The sequence below is a fragment of the Nitrosomonas sp. genome (assembly GCF_043753625.1).
Lineage (GTDB): Bacteria > Pseudomonadota > Gammaproteobacteria > Burkholderiales > Nitrosomonadaceae > Nitrosomonas.
In genome coordinates this window covers 1-20401 of sequence record NZ_JAYUWI010000033.1, presented here as the reverse complement: position 1 = coordinate 20401, position 20401 = coordinate 1, and the positions used below count along the sequence as shown (strand labels likewise).

At 45.7% G+C, this 20401-nt stretch carries 20 protein-coding genes; 14 read left to right on the top strand and 6 right to left on the bottom strand.

Annotated elements, in window-relative coordinates; translation table 11 throughout:
- Positions 1-118: 118 nt before the first annotated feature.
- The 5 genes from ACH10T_RS03315 to ACH10T_RS03295 all read right to left on the bottom strand — a co-directional run bounded on the left by ACH10T_RS03315 (position 119) and on the right by ACH10T_RS03295 (position 2950).
- Positions 119-388: a hypothetical protein gene (locus ACH10T_RS03315; RefSeq protein ID WP_394807909.1), complete on the bottom strand. Its 270-nt coding sequence runs from the start codon at positions 386-388 to the stop codon at positions 119-121.
- 112 nt (positions 389-500) lie between these two features.
- Positions 501-1334 (bottom strand): diaminopimelate epimerase, encoded by an 834-nt coding sequence (dapF, locus tag ACH10T_RS03310; protein ID WP_394807908.1) that lies wholly within the window; start codon positions 1332-1334, stop codon positions 501-503.
- Between the two features lie 62 nt (positions 1335-1396).
- The gene (locus ACH10T_RS03305; RefSeq protein ID WP_394807907.1) at positions 1397-1849 is read right to left on the bottom strand and encodes a GNAT family N-acetyltransferase; all 453 of its coding nucleotides are present in this window, start codon (positions 1847-1849) and stop codon (positions 1397-1399) included.
- The gene (locus tag ACH10T_RS03300; RefSeq protein WP_394807906.1) at positions 1846-2595 is read right to left on the bottom strand and encodes a hypothetical protein; all 750 of its coding nucleotides are present in this window, start codon (positions 2593-2595) and stop codon (positions 1846-1848) included. The genes ACH10T_RS03305 and ACH10T_RS03300 overlap by 4 nt, the downstream gene beginning before the upstream one ends.
- Positions 2552-2950: a hypothetical protein gene (locus ACH10T_RS03295; protein WP_394807905.1), complete on the bottom strand. Its 399-nt coding sequence runs from the start codon at positions 2948-2950 to the stop codon at positions 2552-2554. Before ACH10T_RS03295 ends, ACH10T_RS03300 begins: the two co-directional genes overlap by 44 nt.
- A 522-nt stretch (positions 2951-3472) precedes the next feature.
- On the opposite strand from ACH10T_RS03295, the gene ACH10T_RS03290 reads away from it, so the two are divergent.
- From ACH10T_RS03290 to ACH10T_RS03225, 14 genes are all read left to right on the top strand, one after another.
- Entirely contained in the window at positions 3473-6256 is a 2784-nt protein-coding gene (locus ACH10T_RS03290) for an EAL domain-containing protein (protein WP_394807904.1), read from the top strand.
- Positions 6257-6385: 129 nt separating this feature from the next.
- Positions 6386-6658, top strand: coding sequence for a TMEM165/GDT1 family protein (locus tag ACH10T_RS03285; protein WP_394807903.1), 273 nt, complete (start codon positions 6386-6388; stop codon positions 6656-6658).
- 13 nt (positions 6659-6671) lie between these two features.
- Positions 6672-6821 carry a hypothetical protein gene (locus ACH10T_RS03280; protein WP_394807902.1) on the top strand — a complete coding sequence of 50 codons (150 nt, stop codon included), beginning with the start codon at positions 6672-6674 and terminating at the stop codon, positions 6819-6821.
- 232 nt (positions 6822-7053) lie between these two features.
- On the top strand, positions 7054-8280 hold the full coding sequence (locus ACH10T_RS03275; RefSeq protein WP_394807901.1) for a pyridoxal phosphate-dependent aminotransferase: 1227 nt from the start codon (positions 7054-7056) through the stop codon (positions 8278-8280).
- A gap of 91 nt (positions 8281-8371) precedes the next feature.
- The gene (locus ACH10T_RS03270) at positions 8372-9685 is read left to right on the top strand and encodes a homoserine dehydrogenase (protein ID WP_394807900.1); all 1314 of its coding nucleotides are present in this window, start codon (positions 8372-8374) and stop codon (positions 9683-9685) included.
- Positions 9686-9805: 120 nt separating this feature from the next.
- Positions 9806-11224, top strand: a complete 1419-nt coding sequence (thrC, locus tag ACH10T_RS03265; RefSeq protein ID WP_394807899.1) for a threonine synthase — start codon at positions 9806-9808, stop codon at positions 11222-11224.
- Between the two features lie 8 nt (positions 11225-11232).
- Positions 11233-11565 (top strand): hypothetical protein, encoded by a 333-nt coding sequence (locus tag ACH10T_RS03260; protein ID WP_394807898.1) that lies wholly within the window; start codon positions 11233-11235, stop codon positions 11563-11565.
- A gap of 237 nt (positions 11566-11802) precedes the next feature.
- Positions 11803-12498 (top strand): succinate dehydrogenase iron-sulfur subunit, encoded by a 696-nt coding sequence (locus tag ACH10T_RS03255; protein WP_394807897.1) that lies wholly within the window; start codon positions 11803-11805, stop codon positions 12496-12498.
- On the top strand, positions 12495-12728 hold the full coding sequence (locus tag ACH10T_RS03250) for a succinate dehydrogenase assembly factor 2 (protein ID WP_394807896.1): 234 nt from the start codon (positions 12495-12497) through the stop codon (positions 12726-12728). The genes ACH10T_RS03255 and ACH10T_RS03250 overlap by 4 nt, the downstream gene beginning before the upstream one ends.
- Before the next feature lie 80 nt (positions 12729-12808).
- Complete coding sequence (gene gltA, locus ACH10T_RS03245; protein WP_394807895.1) at positions 12809-14110, top strand: citrate synthase; 1302 nt, start codon at positions 12809-12811, stop codon at positions 14108-14110.
- A gap of 27 nt (positions 14111-14137) precedes the next feature.
- The gene (locus ACH10T_RS03240; protein ID WP_394807894.1) at positions 14138-16978 is read left to right on the top strand and encodes a 2-oxoglutarate dehydrogenase E1 component; all 2841 of its coding nucleotides are present in this window, start codon (positions 14138-14140) and stop codon (positions 16976-16978) included.
- 12 nt (positions 16979-16990) lie between these two features.
- Positions 16991-18250, top strand: a complete 1260-nt coding sequence (gene odhB / locus ACH10T_RS03235) for a 2-oxoglutarate dehydrogenase complex dihydrolipoyllysine-residue succinyltransferase (protein ID WP_394807893.1) — start codon at positions 16991-16993, stop codon at positions 18248-18250.
- Positions 18251-18382: 132 nt separating this feature from the next.
- Entirely contained in the window at positions 18383-18859 is a 477-nt protein-coding gene (locus ACH10T_RS03230) for a PEP-CTERM sorting domain-containing protein (RefSeq protein ID WP_394807892.1), read from the top strand.
- Positions 18860-18957: 98 nt separating this feature from the next.
- Positions 18958-19167: a hypothetical protein gene (locus ACH10T_RS03225; protein WP_394807891.1), complete on the top strand. Its 210-nt coding sequence runs from the start codon at positions 18958-18960 to the stop codon at positions 19165-19167.
- Positions 19168-19400: 233 nt separating this feature from the next.
- Here the strand turns inward: ACH10T_RS03225 and ACH10T_RS03220 are convergent, their stop codons facing one another.
- Complete coding sequence (locus tag ACH10T_RS03220; RefSeq protein ID WP_394807890.1) at positions 19401-20042, bottom strand: 2'-5' RNA ligase family protein; 642 nt, start codon at positions 20040-20042, stop codon at positions 19401-19403.
- Positions 20043-20401 lie beyond the last annotated feature (359 nt).

Below are 20401 nucleotides of genomic sequence, written 5' to 3'. Positions count from 1 at the left end.
ATCAGTTGAAATTGGATATGTAGATGCCGCTTTAGCGGCTCACAAACAGCCCCTTCGAGGGGCTCCAGCTATAAGCCTCCGGCTCTGCCGGAGGTAATCTGACTTCTTTGGTTCCAGCTTAAGAGTCTTGCTTCATTTCCTTTTTTTTCTTCCACGTGATTGTTCCGAATGTACCGATATATGCGCCAATAAAAGCGGCTACTATGTAAATTTGGTTTTCTACATAATTTGTGACCGTAAATGCGGTGACCAGAATAATCATGGCTGACCAGAACGCAGCAGGGTGTGCTTTTCTTTCTTCCACGTCGATGAAATAGAGTGTCCAGCACACATCGGCGAGTGCCATTGCAACCATGATTAATAAAAACGTAACAATTGAAAATTCCATATAATTACCTTAAAAAAAGCAGGATGCCGGATCGATCGATCTGTATGCGATGATAGGTTGTTTCATCTTCTTGTTTCTTTGCCGACAGTCAGCATAAACCAGGGATATCAAATCACCAATAATGTTGATGGTGCCTGTAATCGATTGGAATGATTGGTTTTGGATAAACGCCATTCACAAATCCGATGACTTTACCTTGATAGCGGGTTTGACCACGAATCGATAAGTGTCCATTGTTTTCTGTGATTTTCAGGCTGCCGCCCAGTGAATTCATAACGATCGGCAGCGTGGTCCCGAATACCTTGGTTGCAACAAAAGCGCTTGCCGCGCTTCCAGTTCCGCAGCTCAAGGTTACATTTTCAACGCCCACTTCATATGTGCGCACGACAATGCCTTCTTGATCGCGCCAGATAAAATTAACATTAACGCCTTCCGGATGACCAACGAATTCGCACAGAGATTTATCTTCGCGCAGGGATCTGCCAAATATTCTGGCATTTTCTGTTGAAATTTCCGAACCGATCACTACCACATGTGGCACGCCGGTAAAGACGTAATGAAGATGATCACTAATCTGCCGGTAGTCTCGCGCTTCGCCTAAATCCACTTCAGTGAGATCCTCAATGACATTGACCGCTTTCTGGCCGTAGCCAGTGGCGATCGAAAATTTGTCATTTGTCACATAGGTATCGCGAAAATAACGCGTCGCACACCGCAGGCCATTGCCACACATTGTTTCTTCGGTGCCATCGCAATCAAATATTTTCATCGATGGCATTTTTTGTAATCGATTCACATCAACAAAAAGGATGCCATCGGTTTCATGCTGCGCTGCCAGTGCACTTGAAATCAGTGATCGATCAAACCCCGCCAGAGGCGTTTTCATTTCATCGACTACTAAAAAAGAATTGCCACATCCATCCATTTTTGTCGCTTTAATTCTCATGATTGACACGCCCCATTTTTGTATTAGTTTTTGAACATCTAATAAAAATTACGACTACTTGTTCAGCCTTGCGGCCGATACCCCATTCGCCTTGTGAGATGTGCCTGGGCTACACCCGGAATAAATTCATCTTGCACAATGCCGGTCAAGGCAAAACCGTTTTTCAGATAAAACCGTAAACTTTCGTTGGCGTCGGCATCGGTCACGACATTAAGGATCTTTCCTCCCTGTTGTTCAATCTCGGCAAAAATGCTGTCCAGCATAAGCGAGCCATATCCTTTGCCGCGATGTTGTATATCAACCGCCAGCGTCAACAAGTGATACGTATCAACCGTCCGTTTAGCGACTGCATAGCCGACAGGCTCGCCATTGTCCATTGCGCAAACGCCAAAACTCTTGCCGCGCGAGATGTCTTCGAATTCATCCTGAATGGCAGGCTGATACATGGCGCCGATGTCTTGTAGTGCAATCTTCACAAGACTGGGATACAGTTCTTTCGAGATGGGTACAATCATGATATTTGCGCTCCGGTTTGGTTTCCTAACAACGTATATGTCCGGCCACGATGGTTGATCGTGCCCGCTTTGGCTGCCTTGCTAATGGCAAGATTCGCCAATTCCTCGAGCAGTTCTGTTCTGCCTGTAAGCCGTTCCGAATAGAGCGGGGAAAGCCGTTGCACTGCGGTATAGACGATCAGTGCAATCATGTCGTTATGTGCAATATTGGCATGCCGGCACATGTTAGTAAGATCGGCTTCGGTTGGATGAACACCTGGAATCACATTGGCTTCCAGAAAATACAGTTGACCACCCCGTTCGCGAAAATCCATGCGGTTATAGTCGCGCACTTCCAATGCCTCGTGTGCTTCGATCGCAATCTTCGCGTAGCTTCTTGCTTTTTCAGTCCATGTAAGATGTGAGATGTACGGATTCTCAATGTCTTTAACATGCGGATCGCGTACATGCGGTTGTCCGGGGATTTTTGCGAAATCGATTTCCAGGATTGGCAGCACATAATTGCCGATAAGACCAATCGTATACTCGTTACCCGGCAGGAATTCCTCGACGAGCGCCGCTTCGTTGAATTGTGTGTGCACCTTGTTCACAGCTTCATCGAGCTCCGCAATACTGTGCACTTTACTTTTCTGGCTGATGCCGATGCTGGTTCCTTCACTGTAGGGCTTCACCATCAATGGAAAAGACAAATCCTCGAGCCGATCACCGGGCAACATGAGCTGGACGCGCTGTCGGTACGCCGTCATACGCAACGATCCTTTTTGCCGTTGCTTTATCCATTTTATTGATGAAAGTTTTGGGGCTGCTACCGGTATAAGGAATGTGCAAGTGTTCACAAAAGAAGGGGACAATGGCTTCGCGCAATTCCTTTTCATCCAAGCCTTCGGTGTTATTGAATACTAAATCGATCTGATCCTTGCGTTTATCGAGCTGATAATAAATATCAGGCCCCACATCAATCAATTCCACATTCGCACCGGTGCGTTCCAGCGCTGCCGTGACTGCTGCAATGGTAGCCGGGCCTTCGAACTCACCATAACGTTCGTCTTCCATCCATGGCTTTCTGACATTACAGGTGTAAGCAATATTGAGTTTTTTCATAGTGATGGGAGTGTGAGTATATTAAATATCATTTTATGTAAGGATATGTTTATATTATTTAAATAAAATATTACTGCTGTGAGAACGGGAATTAACGAAACAGACTGCTATCTGTTGACAGATTTACCATGCTAACCAATAATAAATATTGCCTTGCGCAATAATCCGTATGCGGGCTTCTGGATGTTGAAGCTGTTCTCCACAAGTTCATTTCATTCCCACAATAGTTGGTGTACGCTGCAGTATTTTATTAAAAATATAGGTATTTTGGTTTCATGGTCACTGGTATTAGCAAGAATCAATTCTGGATCACTTTCTGGTCAGGTGGCGTACCCAATCTGTTCTCTGAACCGCTCAAATTACCTATTTGTTTTAGACGCATGGCCGCAACTTTATTTTTACAAAATTATTAACTGAAAGCTTGGAAGTTAGTGAGTTTCTCTGTATGTTCTCGGATAAATTCCTGGATCCTACTTATGACTATTTTGATCCACGCTATACAACCGTATACAGACAGATAAAATGATCGAAGCGAATAGATCTTCTACAATTGGTTACCTTGCTCTTACACAAACCGGGCAGATTTTGGAAATAAATCCAGTTGCTTCCCAGCTTCTGGGAATGGAGCGCGACAAGCTACTGCAGAGAGACTTCTCCGCTTTTGTAGCGCATGAGGATCAGGATCGCTGGAGTTTATGTATCAGTAAACACAACGAGCCAGGAAGTTTACAATTGCTATTGCAGCGTCACGATAGCACCGTTTTACAGGTACAGCTGCAATACAAGCATCAGAACGATGAAACGGATAGTCCGATTATTCGCATTTTTCTGATCGAAAGTATGCAGTACAAGCAACCGGAAGCTGCCTTGAGCGCATGCAATAAACGTGAGGATTATTTATTTTTATTCTCTCCCGTGATTGTTTATACCTGCGATATCTTTTCTCCCGATTCAGCGAAATTTATCAGTACTAATCTGACTAAAATTCTTGGTTATGCCGTGGAGGAGTTTCTCACCACACCAAACTTTTGGGTCGATCATTTACATCCTGCAGATCGCGATCGTGTGCTTGCCAATTTCTCCCTTTTATATTTCTTCGGTACGCAGTTGCATGAGTATCGATTTCAACACCAAGACGGCAGCTGGAAATGGATCAGAGACGAGCTTCATATCATTCCGGGAATAGACGGTACTTTTATAGAAGTGATCGGTTATCGAAATGACATAACGGAAAGCCGGGAAAAGGAGGTTGCGTTGTCCGAATCACGTAACTTGCTTAAAACTATTGTTGATACAGTACCGGCAGGGATTTTCTGGAAAGATAAGGAATTGCGTTATCTGGGTTGTAATCCGAACTTCGCCAATGATGCTGGCGTGGAATCACCCCGGGAGATTATCGGTAAAGTTGACTACGATTTAAGTTGGACAAAGACGCAAGCAGAACTTTATCGTTATGATGACCGGCAGGTGATTGATTCCGGTACCCCCAAACTTTACTATGAAGAGTCTCTGAATACATCCGATGGAAAAACCATTTGGCTACAAACTTCCAAGATACCGTTGCGTAATACTCAACAGGAAGTCATCGGTGTACTCGGCGTCTATCAAGATATAACGGAACAAAAGCAAGCGAATGATTCTATGCGTTTGGCATCGGCTATTTACCAATTTGGTAATGAAGCGATCATGGTTACGGATGAAAATAATCTGATAATGGCAGTTAATCCGGCCTTTACCCGCATAACGGGCTATGAATTGACTGACGTAATCGGTAAGAATCCGCGTATCTTTCAATCTGGACGCCATAAAAAAATTTTTTACCAGAAAATGTGGCAAAAGCTTCTTAGCGAAGATCACTGGCAAGGCGAGATTTGGGATACTAGAAAGAATGGTGATATTCAAGCAAAATGGCTGAACATCAGTGTTATTCGTCAATCCAATGAGCGCATATATTGCTATGTCGCACAATTTTCTGATATTACAGAAAAGAAAAAATTGGATGAACTGTACTTGGCGCAAGCTAATTACGATGAACTGACTCGTTTACCCAATCGAAGTTTATTCAAGTATCAGTTGAATAAGGAAATCAGGAAATCACGCCGTAATGGTTCTCTGCTGTCATTGCTGTTTCTTGACTTAGATCATTTCAAGGATATCAATGACACGCTTGGCCATGCTGTTGGGGATAAGCTGCTTAAGGAAGTTTCCCTGCGTATCACAAAATGTGTGCGTGAAACCGATACCGTGGCACGTTTGGGTGGAGATGAGTTTGCTGTGATTTTGCCGGATGTTAGCAGGTCACGCATTGAGACGATCGCGCAGAATATTATTCAGATACTCAACGAACCATTTATTCTGGATCAAAATCAGGTCGAACAATACATTTCAACCAGCATTGGTATCGTGCTTTACCCGCAGGATGGCGTTGACATAGAAAGCTTAATGAAACATGCGGACCAAGCAATGTACAAGGCGAAAACGGAAGGGCGTGGCCGGTTTTGTTACTTTACGCGCTCCATGCAATATGAAGCCTTTGAAAAAATGATACTGACACATCATCTCAGGAGTGCGTTGGCGAATAATGAGCTGCAAGTCTACTATCAGCCGATCCTGGATTTGTTTTGTAAACGCATTATCAAAGCGGAAGCCCTGCTACGCTGGAAACACCCAGAACGTGGCATGATTGAGCCGTCAATCTTTATTCCGCTTGCAGAGGAAAGCGGTTTAATTCAGGAAATTGGCGAATGGGTGTTTCAACAGGTTTGTTCTGACATTAAACAGTGGCTCAATATTTTTGGTTGTCTCATCCAAGTGAGTGTCAATGTGTCACCCATTCAGTTTAAGTTTTTTAGTAACCATTCCTGGTCTGCAAGTCTTGCTCAGTTAGGATTGCCCGGAAATAGTATCAATGTGGAAATTACCGAAGGGCTGCTGTTAAAAGATGCTAGCAATGTAAAGGATCGATTGCTGGAATACCGTAATGCAGGAATCGAAGTTTCTATCGATGACTTTGGAACTGGTTTCTCCTCACTTTCCTATCTCAAGAAATTTGACATCGATTATCTTAAGATTGATCGTTCTTTTATTAGCAATCTGATTAACAATGAAACGGATCGTGCACTGGTTGAGGCTATTATTGTCATGGCCCACAAATTGGACATTAATACGATCGCTGAAGGTGTTGAGACGATGGAACAGCAAGATCTGTTGATTCAATTTGGCTGTGACTATGCGCAAGGTTTTTATTATTCTGAAGCCATTTCAATGGAAGCGTTTGAGAAATTGCTCGTTGATCAACAGAATTAGAATCATGAATGACCCTGTTTAAGGTCAATCAGAAGCACTACATTATTGATAATAATACTGCTTTGCTCAATAACTAATGTGTATTGCTTCGCAAGGGATCGTGTCATTTTTATAGGTTTTTTTTAAAGTATGGATTACAAAATATTATTGACGGTTTTTGCCACTGTGTTTATTGCGGAACTGGGTGATAAAACGCAATTGGCAACGATGCTGTTTGCTGCCGACAAGGAAGTCAGCAAGTGGACGATATTTTTTGGTGCATCATTGGCTTTGATAGCGACTTCCGCCATTGGTGTCCTGGCTGGTAGCGTTATTTCCGACTACATCAGCGAAAAACACCTGCAGTATGTTGCGGGTACGGGATTTATCATTATCGGGGCATGGACGCTGGTAAAAGCCTGAGAAGGAACTGCTAATGGCTCAGACTCGAGCTAAGCTACCGAGTGAAATTCTGAGCAAGCTGATTACGGTCATGGTTAGAAATATTTTCACGAATGCGCTCAATATATTACCGTTTATCCTGATCTTGTCGAAGGGCTTAATCAGAGATTCCTTAGGACTATAAGCTGCAAGGTAACGCTGAGACCACCGGATCGACTATTCTCATCGCCAGTTCTTCACCTAGACCGGGACTGATATCTCGAACAGCGGCCAAGCCAATGCCGTTTTGGGTTCTTCTTTTCCATTAAAAAATAATAGGGATTACGTATATAATGCTGCATTTAGTTGACTAGAAAAGCTACTGTATCGCAGGCTCTGAATTTTTATTCGATTCCCGTAAATGTTTTTACCCAATCATGCGCCCAATTTTAAAATCCAGTAAATTAACAAATGTTTGTTATGACATTCGCGGTCCCGTGCTTGAACGCGCCCGGCAGATGGAAGAAGAAGGCCATCACATTATTAAACTGAACATTGGTAATCCAGCTACGTTTGGTTTTGATGTGCCCGAAGAGATCCTACAGGATGTTATCCGCAATTTATCGGATGCCTCAGGCTACTGCGATTCCAAAGGTTTATTTGCAGCTCGCAAAGCGATCATGCATTACACCCAGGAAAAGCAGATTAAGAATGTCCAATTGGATGATATTTTTATTGGTAACGGAGTGTCAGAACTGGTCGTTCTGACCATGCAGGCACTCTTGGATAATGGCGACGAAGTGCTGATTCCCATGCCGGATTATCCGTTGTGGACTGCCGCAGTTGTTCTCTCGGGCGGGAAAGCAAAGCATTATGTGTGTGACGAAGCATCGGGCTGGTCACCCGATCTGGATGATATCCGCGCCAAAATTACACCCAGAACACGTGCGATCGTCATCATCAATCCGAATAATCCTACCGGTGCACTGTATCCGAAAGAATTATTGTTGGAGATTATTGAAATTGCCCGTCAGCATCAATTGATCATTTATGCCGACGAGATTTATGACAAGATCTTGTACGAGGACGCGACCCATACGTCTATTGCTTCGCTAGCCGATGATGTTTTGTTTGTTACATTTAATGGGCTATCAAAAAATTACCGTGCAGCGGGCTTTCGTTCTGGTTGGGCTGTTGTTTCGGGTGAAAAGAATCATGCGCGCGACTACATTGCCGGGTTGAATATGCTGGCTTCTATGCGATTATGCGCCAATGTGCCCTCACAATTTGGCATTCAGACCGCATTGGGCGGCTATCAGAGCATTTATGATTTGACACTGCCTACTGGCCGGCTGATGCGTCAGCGCGATGTGGCGTGGAAATTATTGACGGATATTCCTGGCGTAAGCTGTTTTAAACCACAAGCGGCGTTGTATTTGTTTCCGCGTTTGGATCCTGAGATTTATCCCATTGAGGATGATCAGAAATTTGTACTGGATCTTTTATTGGAAGAAAAGGTTTTATTGGTTCAGGGTAGCGGTTTTAACTGGCGGCATCCAGATCATTTTCGCGTGGTCTTCCTGCCGAATGTGGATGACTTGACCGAAGCAATGGGTCGCATTGCGCATTATCTTCAACGTTATCGAAAACGCCACGGTACATAGTTCGGAAGATTTTTAACTATTTATTTCTTGCCTTCTGGCTCATATAATCCGGTAACCGGTTATTCAATCAGTTTTTTAACTTTTAAATTTTATGAAACCCATCAATATTGGTTTGTTAGGAATTGGCACTGTGGGCGGGGGTACGTATACCGTTCTCAAACGTAATCAGGAAGAAATAGCCCGTCGTGCGGGACGTGAAATCAAAGTCACCATGATTGCCGACCGGGATTTAGACCGGGCGCGTAGTTTCGCCGATCACGATGTGATTGTGACTGCTAACGCGCATGAAGTTACTACGCACCCCGACATTGATATTGTGGTTGAACTGATCGGCGGTCAAACAATTGCCAAGGACCTGATACTGGAAGCGCTTGCTCACGGCAAACATGTCGTTACGGCGAATAAAGCCTTGCTGGCAAACCACGGCACCGAAATATTTGCAGCTGCGCGTGCAAAGGGTGTGATCATTGCTTTTGAAGCCGCAGTAGCTGGTGGCATTCCGATTATTAAAGCGTTGCGCGAGGGATTGACCGCTAATCGCATCACCTGGGTTGCCGGGATTATCAACGGCACTTCGAATTTTATTTTGTCGGAAATGCGTGAGAAGGGATTGTCCTTTGAACAGGTTCTAGCGGAAGCACAAAAGCTGGGTTATGCCGAGACGGATCCGACCTATGATATCGAAGGCATCGATGCTGCCCACAAAATCACGCTGATGTCGGCAATTGCCTTTGGCATACCGGTGCAATTCAGCAAAGTGTATACCGAAGGGATTACCAAACTGACCGGTGAAGATATCCGCTATGCCGAACAACTCGGTTACCGGATCAAACTGCTGGGGATTACCAAGCGAGTGGAAAAAGGCATCGAATTACGTGTACATCCTGCGCTCATTCCGGTGCGGCGCTTGATCGCCAACGTCGAAGGTGTGATGAATGCCATCGTGGTCAAGGGCGATGCGGTAGGCGCGACACTCTACTATGGTGCCGGAGCGGGCGCAGAACCAACAGCTAGTTCGGTGATCGCGGATCTGGTCGATGTGACGCGTTTGCATACCGCGGATCCGAAGTATCGAGTACCGCCGCTGTCATTCCAACCCGATTTGTTGTCCGATACACCGGTGATTCCGATGGAAGATGTGGAAACATCTTATTATCTGAGGATGCAGGTGATTGATAAGCCCGGTGTGATGGCGGAAATTACACGCATCGTGGCGGAGAATAATATTTCTATTAGTGCGATGATTCAAAAGGAACCGAGCAGCGATTCGGACCGGGTTAGCATTATTATGCTGACACACCTGACGGTGGAGAAAAATATCAACGTGGCTATTGCCCGTATTGAATCCTTGCCGGTGGTGACGAGTAAAGTGATCCGTATTCGTATTGAAGAATTAAATAATTAGGAATTGAACCCTTGAAATGGATGCAGTGATGATCATTGCATCCATTTTTCAGGCACTGCCCCTGTTTTTTAACGCTGTTGTGTGATGCAATAGCATTTATTGAACTCATAAAAATCAAGCATGCGTTATATTTCAACTCGTGGTGGAATGCCACCCAAATCTTTTTCTGAAATCCTGTTAAGTGGTTTGTCTCCAGATGGTGGATTGGCGATACCCGAAGCATATCCTCGCATTTCTGCGGCAGAACTGGATGCCTGGCGCGGTCTCAGTTATCCGGCGCTTGCGTTCGAGATCCTGTCACGTTTTGTCGACGATATCCCGGCTGACGATTTACGCAATCTGATCAATCAGACGTATACCGCCGAGATTTTTGGCAGCGCCGATATCACGCCGCTCAAAACCTTGGAGCCTGGTTTGCATATTTTGGGACTTTCCAATGGGCCGACTTTGGCATTCAAGGATATCGCGATGCAATTGCTCGGCAATCTGTTTCAATATCAGCTTGAGAAAACCGGCGCGGAATTGAATATTCTCGGCGCAACCTCGGGCGATACCGGTTCCAGCGCTGAATATGCCATGCGCGGCAAGCACGGCATCCGAGTATTTATGCTATCCCCGCTGGGGAAAATGAGTCGTTTCCAGACGGCACAGATGTTTTCGCTGCATGACAAGAACATTTTTAATATCGCTGTTCGTGGTGTGTTCGACGATTGCCAGGATATCGTCAAGGCCGTCAGTAACGATCACGTATTCAAACAAGCGCACCGGATTGGCACAGTCAATTCGATCAACTGGGCACGGATTGTGGCGCAAGTTGTGTATTACTTTAAAGGCTATTTTGCCGCGACCAGAAGCAATGACGAGCAAGTGTCTTTTGCTGTGCCATCGGGTAATTTCGGTAATATCTGCGCCGGTCACGTGGCGCGAATGATGGGATTGCCGATTAAACACTTGATTCTGGCAACCAATGAGAACGATGTGCTCGATGAATTCTTCAGAACCGGCGTCTACCGCCCTCGTGCCACGACGGAAACCCAGCACACCAGCAGCCCGTCGATGGATATTTCCAAAGCTTCCAATTTTGAACGCTTCATTTTCGACCTGACCGGCAGAAACGCCAATCAGGTTGCTGAATTATGGTCAGCCGTGGACAAAGGCAATGCCTTTGATTTATCCACCACACCGCTATTTACGAAAATCAGGAATTACGGCTTTGTGTCCGGCAGCAGCAACCACACCGCACGGATTGCCACGATTCGCGACATCTATCAGCGCTATCACGTGCTGGTCGATACGCATACCGCAGATGGTCTGAAAGTCGGCCAAGCGCACCGCGAAGACGGAGTGCCGCTGATTTGCCTGGAAACTGCATTACCTGCGAAATTCGCCGAAAGCATCCAGGAAGCCATTGGCCACGAACCGGAACGACCAGTCGGTTTTGAGAATCTGGAAGATTTTCCGCAACGGTTTGTGGTGAAGGATGCGGATGTGGCGGCGGTGAAATCGTACATTGACGAGCAGTGCAAGGTGTCGGTGTAGAACATCTGATGAATCGCTGGAATATTCCAGACTGGCTAGCGCGTGAAGTAATCGAAAGAGATACTCATTGCGTATATTGTGGGGTTGAATTTATTGCACCGAATCAAACGCGAAAATCGACACCATCGTGGGAGCATATTGTAAACGATGTGAGGATAATTTATCGCGCAAATATTGCAAGATGCTGCATGTCTTGCAATGCAAGTAAGGGAGCAAAGCTTCTTTCTGTTTGGCTGGGTTCGAGTTTTTGCAAGGAACGAAACATTACAAAAGAAACCGTTGCGCCAATTGTCAGGATTGCTCTCGATTATCCGCCAACATTAGATAACTCAGTAAAGTAGGACGCAATTCGTATTGGGCCGAAGCACGCGTAGGGCGCATTAATAATGCGCCGAACTTATTTATAAAAACCGCCTCATGTACCACCGCCCGGTGCATTGCGCTTACGCTGAATGCACCCTACGATCTAAAAAGACAAGCCAAACTGTGCTAATCTAACTTCAAATCTGTATACTTCGAAGTATTCTGAGTTGCTTCTATCGACTATAAGCCGTATTTAAACCACCTGGAGCCAGCCTATGAAGTTTTCTATTTACCGCTATGATCCCGATAAAGATGAAAAACCTTATATGCAGGATTACGACATTCAGTTGGCGGCGACCGACAAGATGTTGCTGGATGCGTTGCTGCATATTAAATCGATTGATGACAGTCTGAGTCTGCGCCGTTCCTGCCGTGAGGGGGTGTGCGGTTCGGATGCAATGAATATTAATGGCAGTAATGGACTGGCTTGCATTACACCGCTCAGTAGCTTGAAAGAGCCGGTAGAGATACGTCCATTACCCGGATTGCCGGTTATTCGTGATTTGATTGTGGATATGACGCAATTTTTCCACCAATATCATTCTGTCAAACCCTATCTCATTAACAATGATCCGCCGCCTGAAACTGAACGGTTACAGTCGCCAGAAGACAGGGCGGCTTTGGATGGCGCATACGAGTGTATTTTATGCGCGTGTTGTACAACATCCTGTCCTTCTTTCTGGTGGAATCCGGATAAATTCGTAGGGCCTGCCGGGTTATTGCAAGCCTATCGTTTTCTTGCAGATAGCCGGGATCAGGCAACTGCTGAGAGATTGGATAATCTGGAAGATCCTTATCGGTTATTTCGTTGTCATTCCATCATGAATTGTGTTGCTTCATGTCCTAAAGACCTAAATCCGACCAGCGCAATTGGCAAAATCAAGGATATGATGTTAAAAAGAATGGTATGAAGGAGTTCGAGCGCGCACGCTGGCGATGCCGACGCGGTCTGCTTGAGTTGGATATTGTTTTGCAACGTTTCATGGATCATTACTACACGCAGTTGGATGAATCGGGGTTGGAACAGTTTGAACGGTTGTTAGCATTACCGGATAATGATTTGTGGGATTTGATCACGGCAAAACAAATCAATGCAGATGATAACTTGCAACAGGTATTGGAATTATTACAAAAGAGTTAGATTTCGGATGGTATTCCGCGGATTCTGAAATCATCTGATAGTGCATACTAATCAATCTAAGCGACAAGTGGAGAAGTAAAATGGCACAAAAAGGCATAGCAACATTAAATCTTAATGATGGCAGCGCACCCATCGAACTACCCGTTTTATCCGGAACGATGGGCCCCGATGTGGTCGATATTCGCGCACTACATGCAAAAAGTGGCGTATTTACTTATGATCCAGGATATTTGTCGACGGCCAGCAATAGCTCTAACATTACCTTTATTGATGGGGACAAAGGCATCTTGTTATACCGTGGATATCCCATCGAACAACTCGCGAGAAACTGTGATTTTATCGATGTTTGTCATTTGTTGATGAAAGGTGAACTGCCCGATACGCAACAGAAATCAGAATTTGATCGTTCGATTAAAGATCATTCGATGTTGCACGAGCAATTGGTCAGGTTTTTTAGCGGATTTCGGCGTGATGCACACCCAATGGCAGTCATGGTGGGTGTCGTGGGTGCTCTATCTGCCTTTTATCATGAAGCTTTGAATATTTCGGATCCGGCGTATCGGGAACTATCCGCTTTCCGGTTGATAGCAAAATTGCCGACGATTGCGGCAATGGCCTATAAATATAATATCGGTCAACCCTTCATCTATCCCCAAAATCGATTAGGTTACGCGGAAAACTTCCTGCATATGATGTTTGCCGTGCCGAGTGAGAAATATGAAGCGAATCCTGTGATTGTTCGCGCGCTGGATCGGATCCTGATTTTACATGCCGATCATGAACAAAATGCTTCCACTTCAACCGTTCGATTGGTCGGCTCCAGCGGGGCGAATCCTTTTGCTTGTGTTTCGGCAGGAATCTCCTGTTTATGGGGACCTGCGCATGGCGGCGCCAATGAAGAGTGCCTGAAAATGCTGGAGGAAATCGGTGATGTTTCACGCATTGATGAATATATCAAACGCGCCAAAGATAAAGACAGTAATTACCGGCTGATGGGTTTCGGACATCGTGTCTACAAGAACTTTGACCCGCGCGCCAAGTTGATGCGCGAGACCTGTCATGAGGTTCTGAATGAACTGGGTTTGCACAATGACCGCTTATTTAAGCTGGCGTTGCAACTGGAAAAGATCGCATTGGAAGATGAGTATTTTATTTCCAGGAAATTGTATCCTAACGTGGATTTTTATTCGGGAATCGTACAGCGCGCCTTGGGGATACCGACCAGCATGTTTACCGCTATTTTTGCCATGGCCAGAACAGTGGGATGGGTGGCACAATGGAGTGAAATGGTTTCAGATCCGACCCATAAGATTGGGCGCCCGCGTCAATTGTATACCGGCACAGCGATGCGGGATATACCCAGTTCGTATTCAAGAAAATAGCTTTCTTTTATAAAGGCTGCCAATCTTATGAGCAAGCAGTTGTTTGATGATTCCATTTTATCCGGCGCAAACGCTTCGTTTATTGAAGCGGTTTATGAAGATTATCTGCATAACCCGAATTCTGTTGTACCGGCTTGGCGTGAATACTTCGATCAGTTGGCTAAGCAACCGGATACCGCTGCCAATAAACAACCCCAAGGTGTAGTCAGCAGCACTTCCGTTACGACGGCCACAACCTATTCCGGGTCAGAAAGTCAAACCACACTGCCGGATGTGATGGCTGCTGATTCTGATGATCGCAAGCAAGTTGCTGTCCTGCAGCTCATCAACATGTACCGCTATCTGGGTCTGAACCAGGCCAAGCTGGATCCGCTTGGACTCAAACAACAATCTGATGTGCCCGAGCTGGATCCTGCTCATTTCGGATTTGCTGAAACGGACATGGACAAGGTATTTAATACCGGTTCTTTAGTAGGGCCTGAGCACGCCACGCTGCGTGAAATTCTGCAAATCCTGCGGGAAACCTATTGCGGTTCTGTCGGTGCGGAGTATATGTATATTTCTTCAGTCGAACAGAAACGCTGGATACAAGCGCGATTGGAAGGTCAGCGATCGAATCCGAACTATTCGGACGAATACAAACGCCATATTCTTGAGCGGCTCAACGCGGCTGAAGGATTGGAAAAGTATCTGCATACCCGTTATGTCGGACAGAAGCGTTTTTCCGGGGAGGGAAATGAGAGCCTTATTCCACTGCTGGATTGTTTAATTCATCGCGCAGGCAAAACCGGGATTCAGCAGATTGTGATGGGGATGGCGCATCGTGCCAGACTCAATGTATTGGTGAATACGCTGGGTAAGATGCCTGCCGATCTTTTCCGCGAGTTTGAAGAGAAACAACCCCAAGAATTACCGTCGGGCGATGTGAAATATCATCAGGGATTTTCTTCCGCAATTAAAACATCGGATGGCATTGTTCGATTGGCTTTGGCTTTTAATCCCTCACATCTGGAAATTGTTAATCCAGTGGTAGAAGGCTCGGTGCGCGCGCGCCAGCATTTGTTAAAAGACAAGCTGGGTGATAAAGTGTTGCCGGTATTAATACATGGCGATGCGGCGTATGCCGGACAAGGCGTTGTCATGGAAACGCTCAATTTGTCACAAACCCGTGGATATGGCACGGGTGGCACGGTGCATATCATCATTAATAATCAGATTGGATTCACCACGTCCGATACACGTGACAGCCGCTCGACATTGTATTGCACTGATGTCTCCAAAATGATCGAAGCACCGATTTTTCATGTTAACGGTGATGATCCGGAAGCGGTGATTATGGTGGCTGAATTGGCGTTTGATTTTCGTATGCGGTTTCATAAAGATGTCGTGATTGACATGGTTTGTTTCCGTCGTCTTGGCCATAATGAGCAGGACGAACCCATGGTGACGCAACCGAAGATGTACCAGATCATCAGCAAACATCCGGGCACGCGCAAGCGCTATGTGGATAAACTCGTGACGGAAGGTGTGATTAAACCGGAAGATGCGGATGACCTGGTTCAGTCCTACCGGAATGCCATGGATGAAGGCGTCAATCCCAATAAAGCTGTTTGTTATGACTATCAATCCCCTTACACCATCAATTGGGAGCCTTTTCTCAAGCCATTTAAATGGAACAAGAAGGTCAAAACCGGTGTTGCAATTCAAACGCTGAAACAGCTTGCAATGCGGTTGACTGATATTCCTGAGGGCTTTAGATTGCAGCAAAGGGTTGAAAAGATAATTGCAGACCGGCGTTTGATGGGGAGTGGAAAATTACCGCTGGATTGGGGAATGGCAGAGAATCTTGCCTACGCCGCTTTGCTGAAGGAAGGCTATCCGGTGAGACTCTCGGGCCAGGATTCGGGACGTGGCACTTTCTTTCACCGTCATGCGGTATTACATGACCAGGTAACAGCGGATCAAGACGAGCGTGTTTATGTTCCGTTGCGTCATATCTATCCCGAGCAACCGGATTTTGTTGTCATTGATTCGATGTTGTCCGAAGAAGCGGTATTGGGTTTTGAATATGGTTATGCAACCACGCAACCGAATGAATTGGTTGTCTGGGAAGCGCAGTTTGGTGATTTTGCCAATGGTGCGCAGGTGGTGATCGATCAATTTATTGCATCCGGTGAAGCCAAATGGGGGCGTGTGTGCGGACTGGTTATGATGTTGCCGCATGGCTATGAGGGGCAGGGCCCTGAGCACTCTTCCGCGCGACTGGAGCGTTATCTGCAACTGTGTGCGAATTATAATATTCAGGTCTGTGTGCCTTCCACACCGGCACAAATGTTTCATGTGCTGCGGCGGCAAATGATCCGCCCACTGCGCAAGCCACTAATCATCATGAGTCCCAAGAGCATGCTGCGGCATAAAGAATCCGTATCGAGTCTAGAAGATTTAGCGAATGGCTATTTTTATCCGGTCATACCTGAAACCGAGAATCTGGATTCCAAAAAAGTGAGACGCATCATCGCCTGTAGCGGAAAGATTTATTACGAGCTAATGGCTTACCGTAAGGAGCAGCAAATAACGGATATGGCGATTATTCGCCTGGAGCAGCTTTACCCATTTCCGCATGAGGAATTTCAGGCGGAGCTCGATCGTTTCAGTAACGCCAAATCAGTAATCTGGTGCCAGGAAGAGCCGGGTAATCAAGGCGCATGGCATCGCATTCAGCACTATCTGCGACGGCATATGCGGCCTGACCAGATGCTTGGTTACGCGCTGCGGGAATCTTCAGCGTCTCCGGCAGTCGGTTATACGGCCCGCCATAAATTTACGCAGAATGAGTTAATCGTGGCAGCATTCAGAGATAAAATCTAAAAAGAGGGCACCATGCTAGTTGAAGTCAAAGTACCCATGTTATCTGAATCCGTAGCGGAGGCTACTTTAATATCCTGGCATAAAAAGACAGGAGACTACGTCAGCCGGTCAGAAAACCTGATCGATGTCGAAACCGACAAGGTGGTACTTGAATTACCCGCTCCCAGTGCCGGTGTATTGACAAAAATTTTAAAAAAAGACGGTGCAACGGTTGCCAGCGGTGAAGTCATCGCCATGATTGAGACGGAAGCAACCGATAAACCGGATAATCAACCAAAACCGGCGCCCGCTGCGGAAAAGCAGACTGAAATACCAGCCGTCAAAAGTATTGAAACGATCAGCGCCAAAGGCGATGAACAAGCGCTACCGCTGTTGATGCCCGCTGCACACAAACTGGCGGAAGCAAATAACTTGAAAGCGGTGGAAATCATTGCCATTAAAGGGACTGGCTTGGGCGGGCGTGTCACCAAAGAAGATGTGCAAACGTATATGGAAGGCAAATCCAGCGCGGCCGCACAAACCGAGACAAAATCCGGCACAACCGTAACACCAGCTACACCAGTTCCGGGTGCGCGTACTGAACGCAGAGTCGCCATGTCCAGACTGCGGCAGCGAGTTGCGGAACGTCTGGTGCAATCGCAATCCACCGCAGCGATTCTGACCACGTTTAATGAAGTCAATATGCAGGCGATTATTGATCTGCGTGCGCGCTACAAAACTGAATTTGAGAAGGAATATGGTGTCAAGCTCGGTTTCATGTCGTTCTTTGTCAAAGCCGTCATTGCCGCGTTAAAGAAATATCCGATTATCAATGCCTCCGTTGAAGGCAATGACATTGTTTATCATGATTACTACGACATCGGCATCGCCGTCGGCAGTCCGCGCGGGCTAGTGGTTCCGGTTATCCGGGATGCAGATCGTTTAACGCTGGCTGGGATTGAATTGCAGATCGCCGAATTTGCCAAGCGCGCGCAAGACGGCAAGCTGACTATAGAGGAACTTAGTGGTGGAACCTTCTCGATTACCAATGGCGGCGTATTTGGTTCCATGCTGTCCACCCCGATCATCAATCCACCACAAAGCGCCATTCTGGGTATCCATGCAACCAAGGAACGGGCAGTGGTTGAAAATGGGCAAATCGTGATCCGTCCGATGAATTACTTGGCTTTGTCCTACGATCACCGAATTATTGATGGCCGGGAAGCGGTATTGTCTCTGGTGGCGATGAAAGAAGCATTGGAGTATCCGATGAGTCCGTTGCTGGAGAAATGAGAGGATCTCGGATGAAAGCATTGTATTGATGAGAAAATTATTGCAAGGATTCCGGAATTTCTATTAATATTACATTTCTAATCTTATAACTAAAAAATAAATTTATTTCAAATGTATTTAAAGAGAGTTTCCATGAAAAAGAATCTTATTGTTTTATCTCTTCTCGTTACCTCGGGTTTAGTGACGGAAACAGCTTCTGCAAACCCAATTACCAGTGATTTGCCCAGTTCTACTTATGTTGTCAAGGATAGCCTAGCGTGGACCTGGGCTTCCCCGGTTAATGTACAACATTGGATAAGTAATGAGCTTTTTGCGCCTAGCTTCCATAGTGGTTGGCGCTACGCGACACCAGCAGAAATGCTTCATATGCCAACTTTAGAGGAATTTGGTTTTGGTGCTATTAATTCGGCGGCGTACTGGAATTCGGCCTATACGCATGTCGATGCTTTCGATTTTGCAGCAGGTCATGTATCAAGCCGATGGGGACATGATGTATGGGATACCTTTTATGTTTCCTCTATTCCGGAGCCAGAAACTTACGCCATGCTGCTTGTTGGGCTGGGTCTGCTGAATCTTTTAGCACGCCGTAGAGCTGAAAGGGTGCTTTAAGTAAAGCAGATTGCACTGAAATTTTTGAAGCTGATGATGTATCAGTCAGTCCTATTTTTTGGTGTCGGCAGGAATGGCGTGTTGGATGGAGGGAATTAATGCTACCAGCACGCGCAATTTCTCCCAATACTTTGGCCATGAAAGCAGCATCTCCACTCGCTCCCTCAAGACATACTAAAATATGCCGCCAGCTCTTCTGGGATGCTAAGGTGTTTGGCGACATCGCAACGAATTTTCGCGTTTGGGTTATTTTGAATTCTTCAAGATTGTGTGAATGGTGCGGAGCGGATTTTACGTCGTTTGCCTGACTTTATTTATCATCACGAGCGAGCAGAATAATCGCCTACGTACTTTATTGCTGTAGCCTCTTCTGCTAGTGCCGCATTTTGTTGCTTACCCCGTCTATCTGCGTTACTACTTGGTTGACTTGTTCAATACCAGTGAGGCAGCGCGATCCGTCAATATTCCCTAAGATTGATATATCCCGCACACTGCGGTAAATAATGAAAATAAGTTCTGGCTCTAGCGGAGATAACTTAAATCAATAAAGTGTCATGATGTATTCTTTCTTCAAACGTGAACCAATATCCCTTGCGTCATAAGAAAAAAGTCCGATGTGATTCACAGGGAGTTCGATAGGTTCTTCTTTCAGATCTATAATCATGGCCGTTATCGATGCAATGGCATGATTGGCATTATAAATCCCAAGGGTAACGTGGGGAATGTAGTGTGTGTTTCTGAAATCCTGCCGGTCATTGATCAAAGTATGCCGGATGACTTCTAGCGATCCGGAAGGATCCATTACTTCAAGAAATGGCGCTGACGAAAAGCTGTTGATGCCACCGATTGACACGATAAAGGGCGCCAATTTCAGGGTATGAAGCGCTGCCTGCTGTTTTGTGATGGCAGCTTGTGTGATGTCGTCATTATGAATGATGTGTTCGCTTAAAAAACCGCTGATGGCAAGCGTAATATGCGCCTGCCGCTCATAGGGATGCAGAAGCAGATCCTTGAAAAGGGGATGGTATTTTTTCAAGCGATTATTGACTAATACAGTGTCACTATCGATAGCCCATAAATAATAGCGCGGACGGTTTTTATGCCATTCTGGGTATTCGCGTTTCTCAGCTGCGTGGGTGTGTTGCTGCTGTATGAACGATTGCCAGGTATCGGTGTGGTACACGGGTCTGTATGTTGATGAATTTATAGTGTTCTGCATTATGCAGGGACCCATTCTAAATCACTATTTAGCGTGTTTGCCAATTAATCTTATTTTCAGTACATTTCTTCTCTCTAAAAAAAGCGTTAATCTTTCCTACATAAAATCCATATCAAACAGGCTGTTTTGCATGGCGTGAATATCGTCCGAATGTCTGTGCCTAGTTTAGGCGTAGTGAACTTCCTACGCTTGAGAAAATTGGGGAATTTATAGAAGTGCCCTTGTACGTAGAGCTTACTAAAAAAGTATAACTAACTGTTCTAATTGGATAGTATTTAATATTTTGGTAAAATGGTGCACATAAATATGTGAATTAACACCAA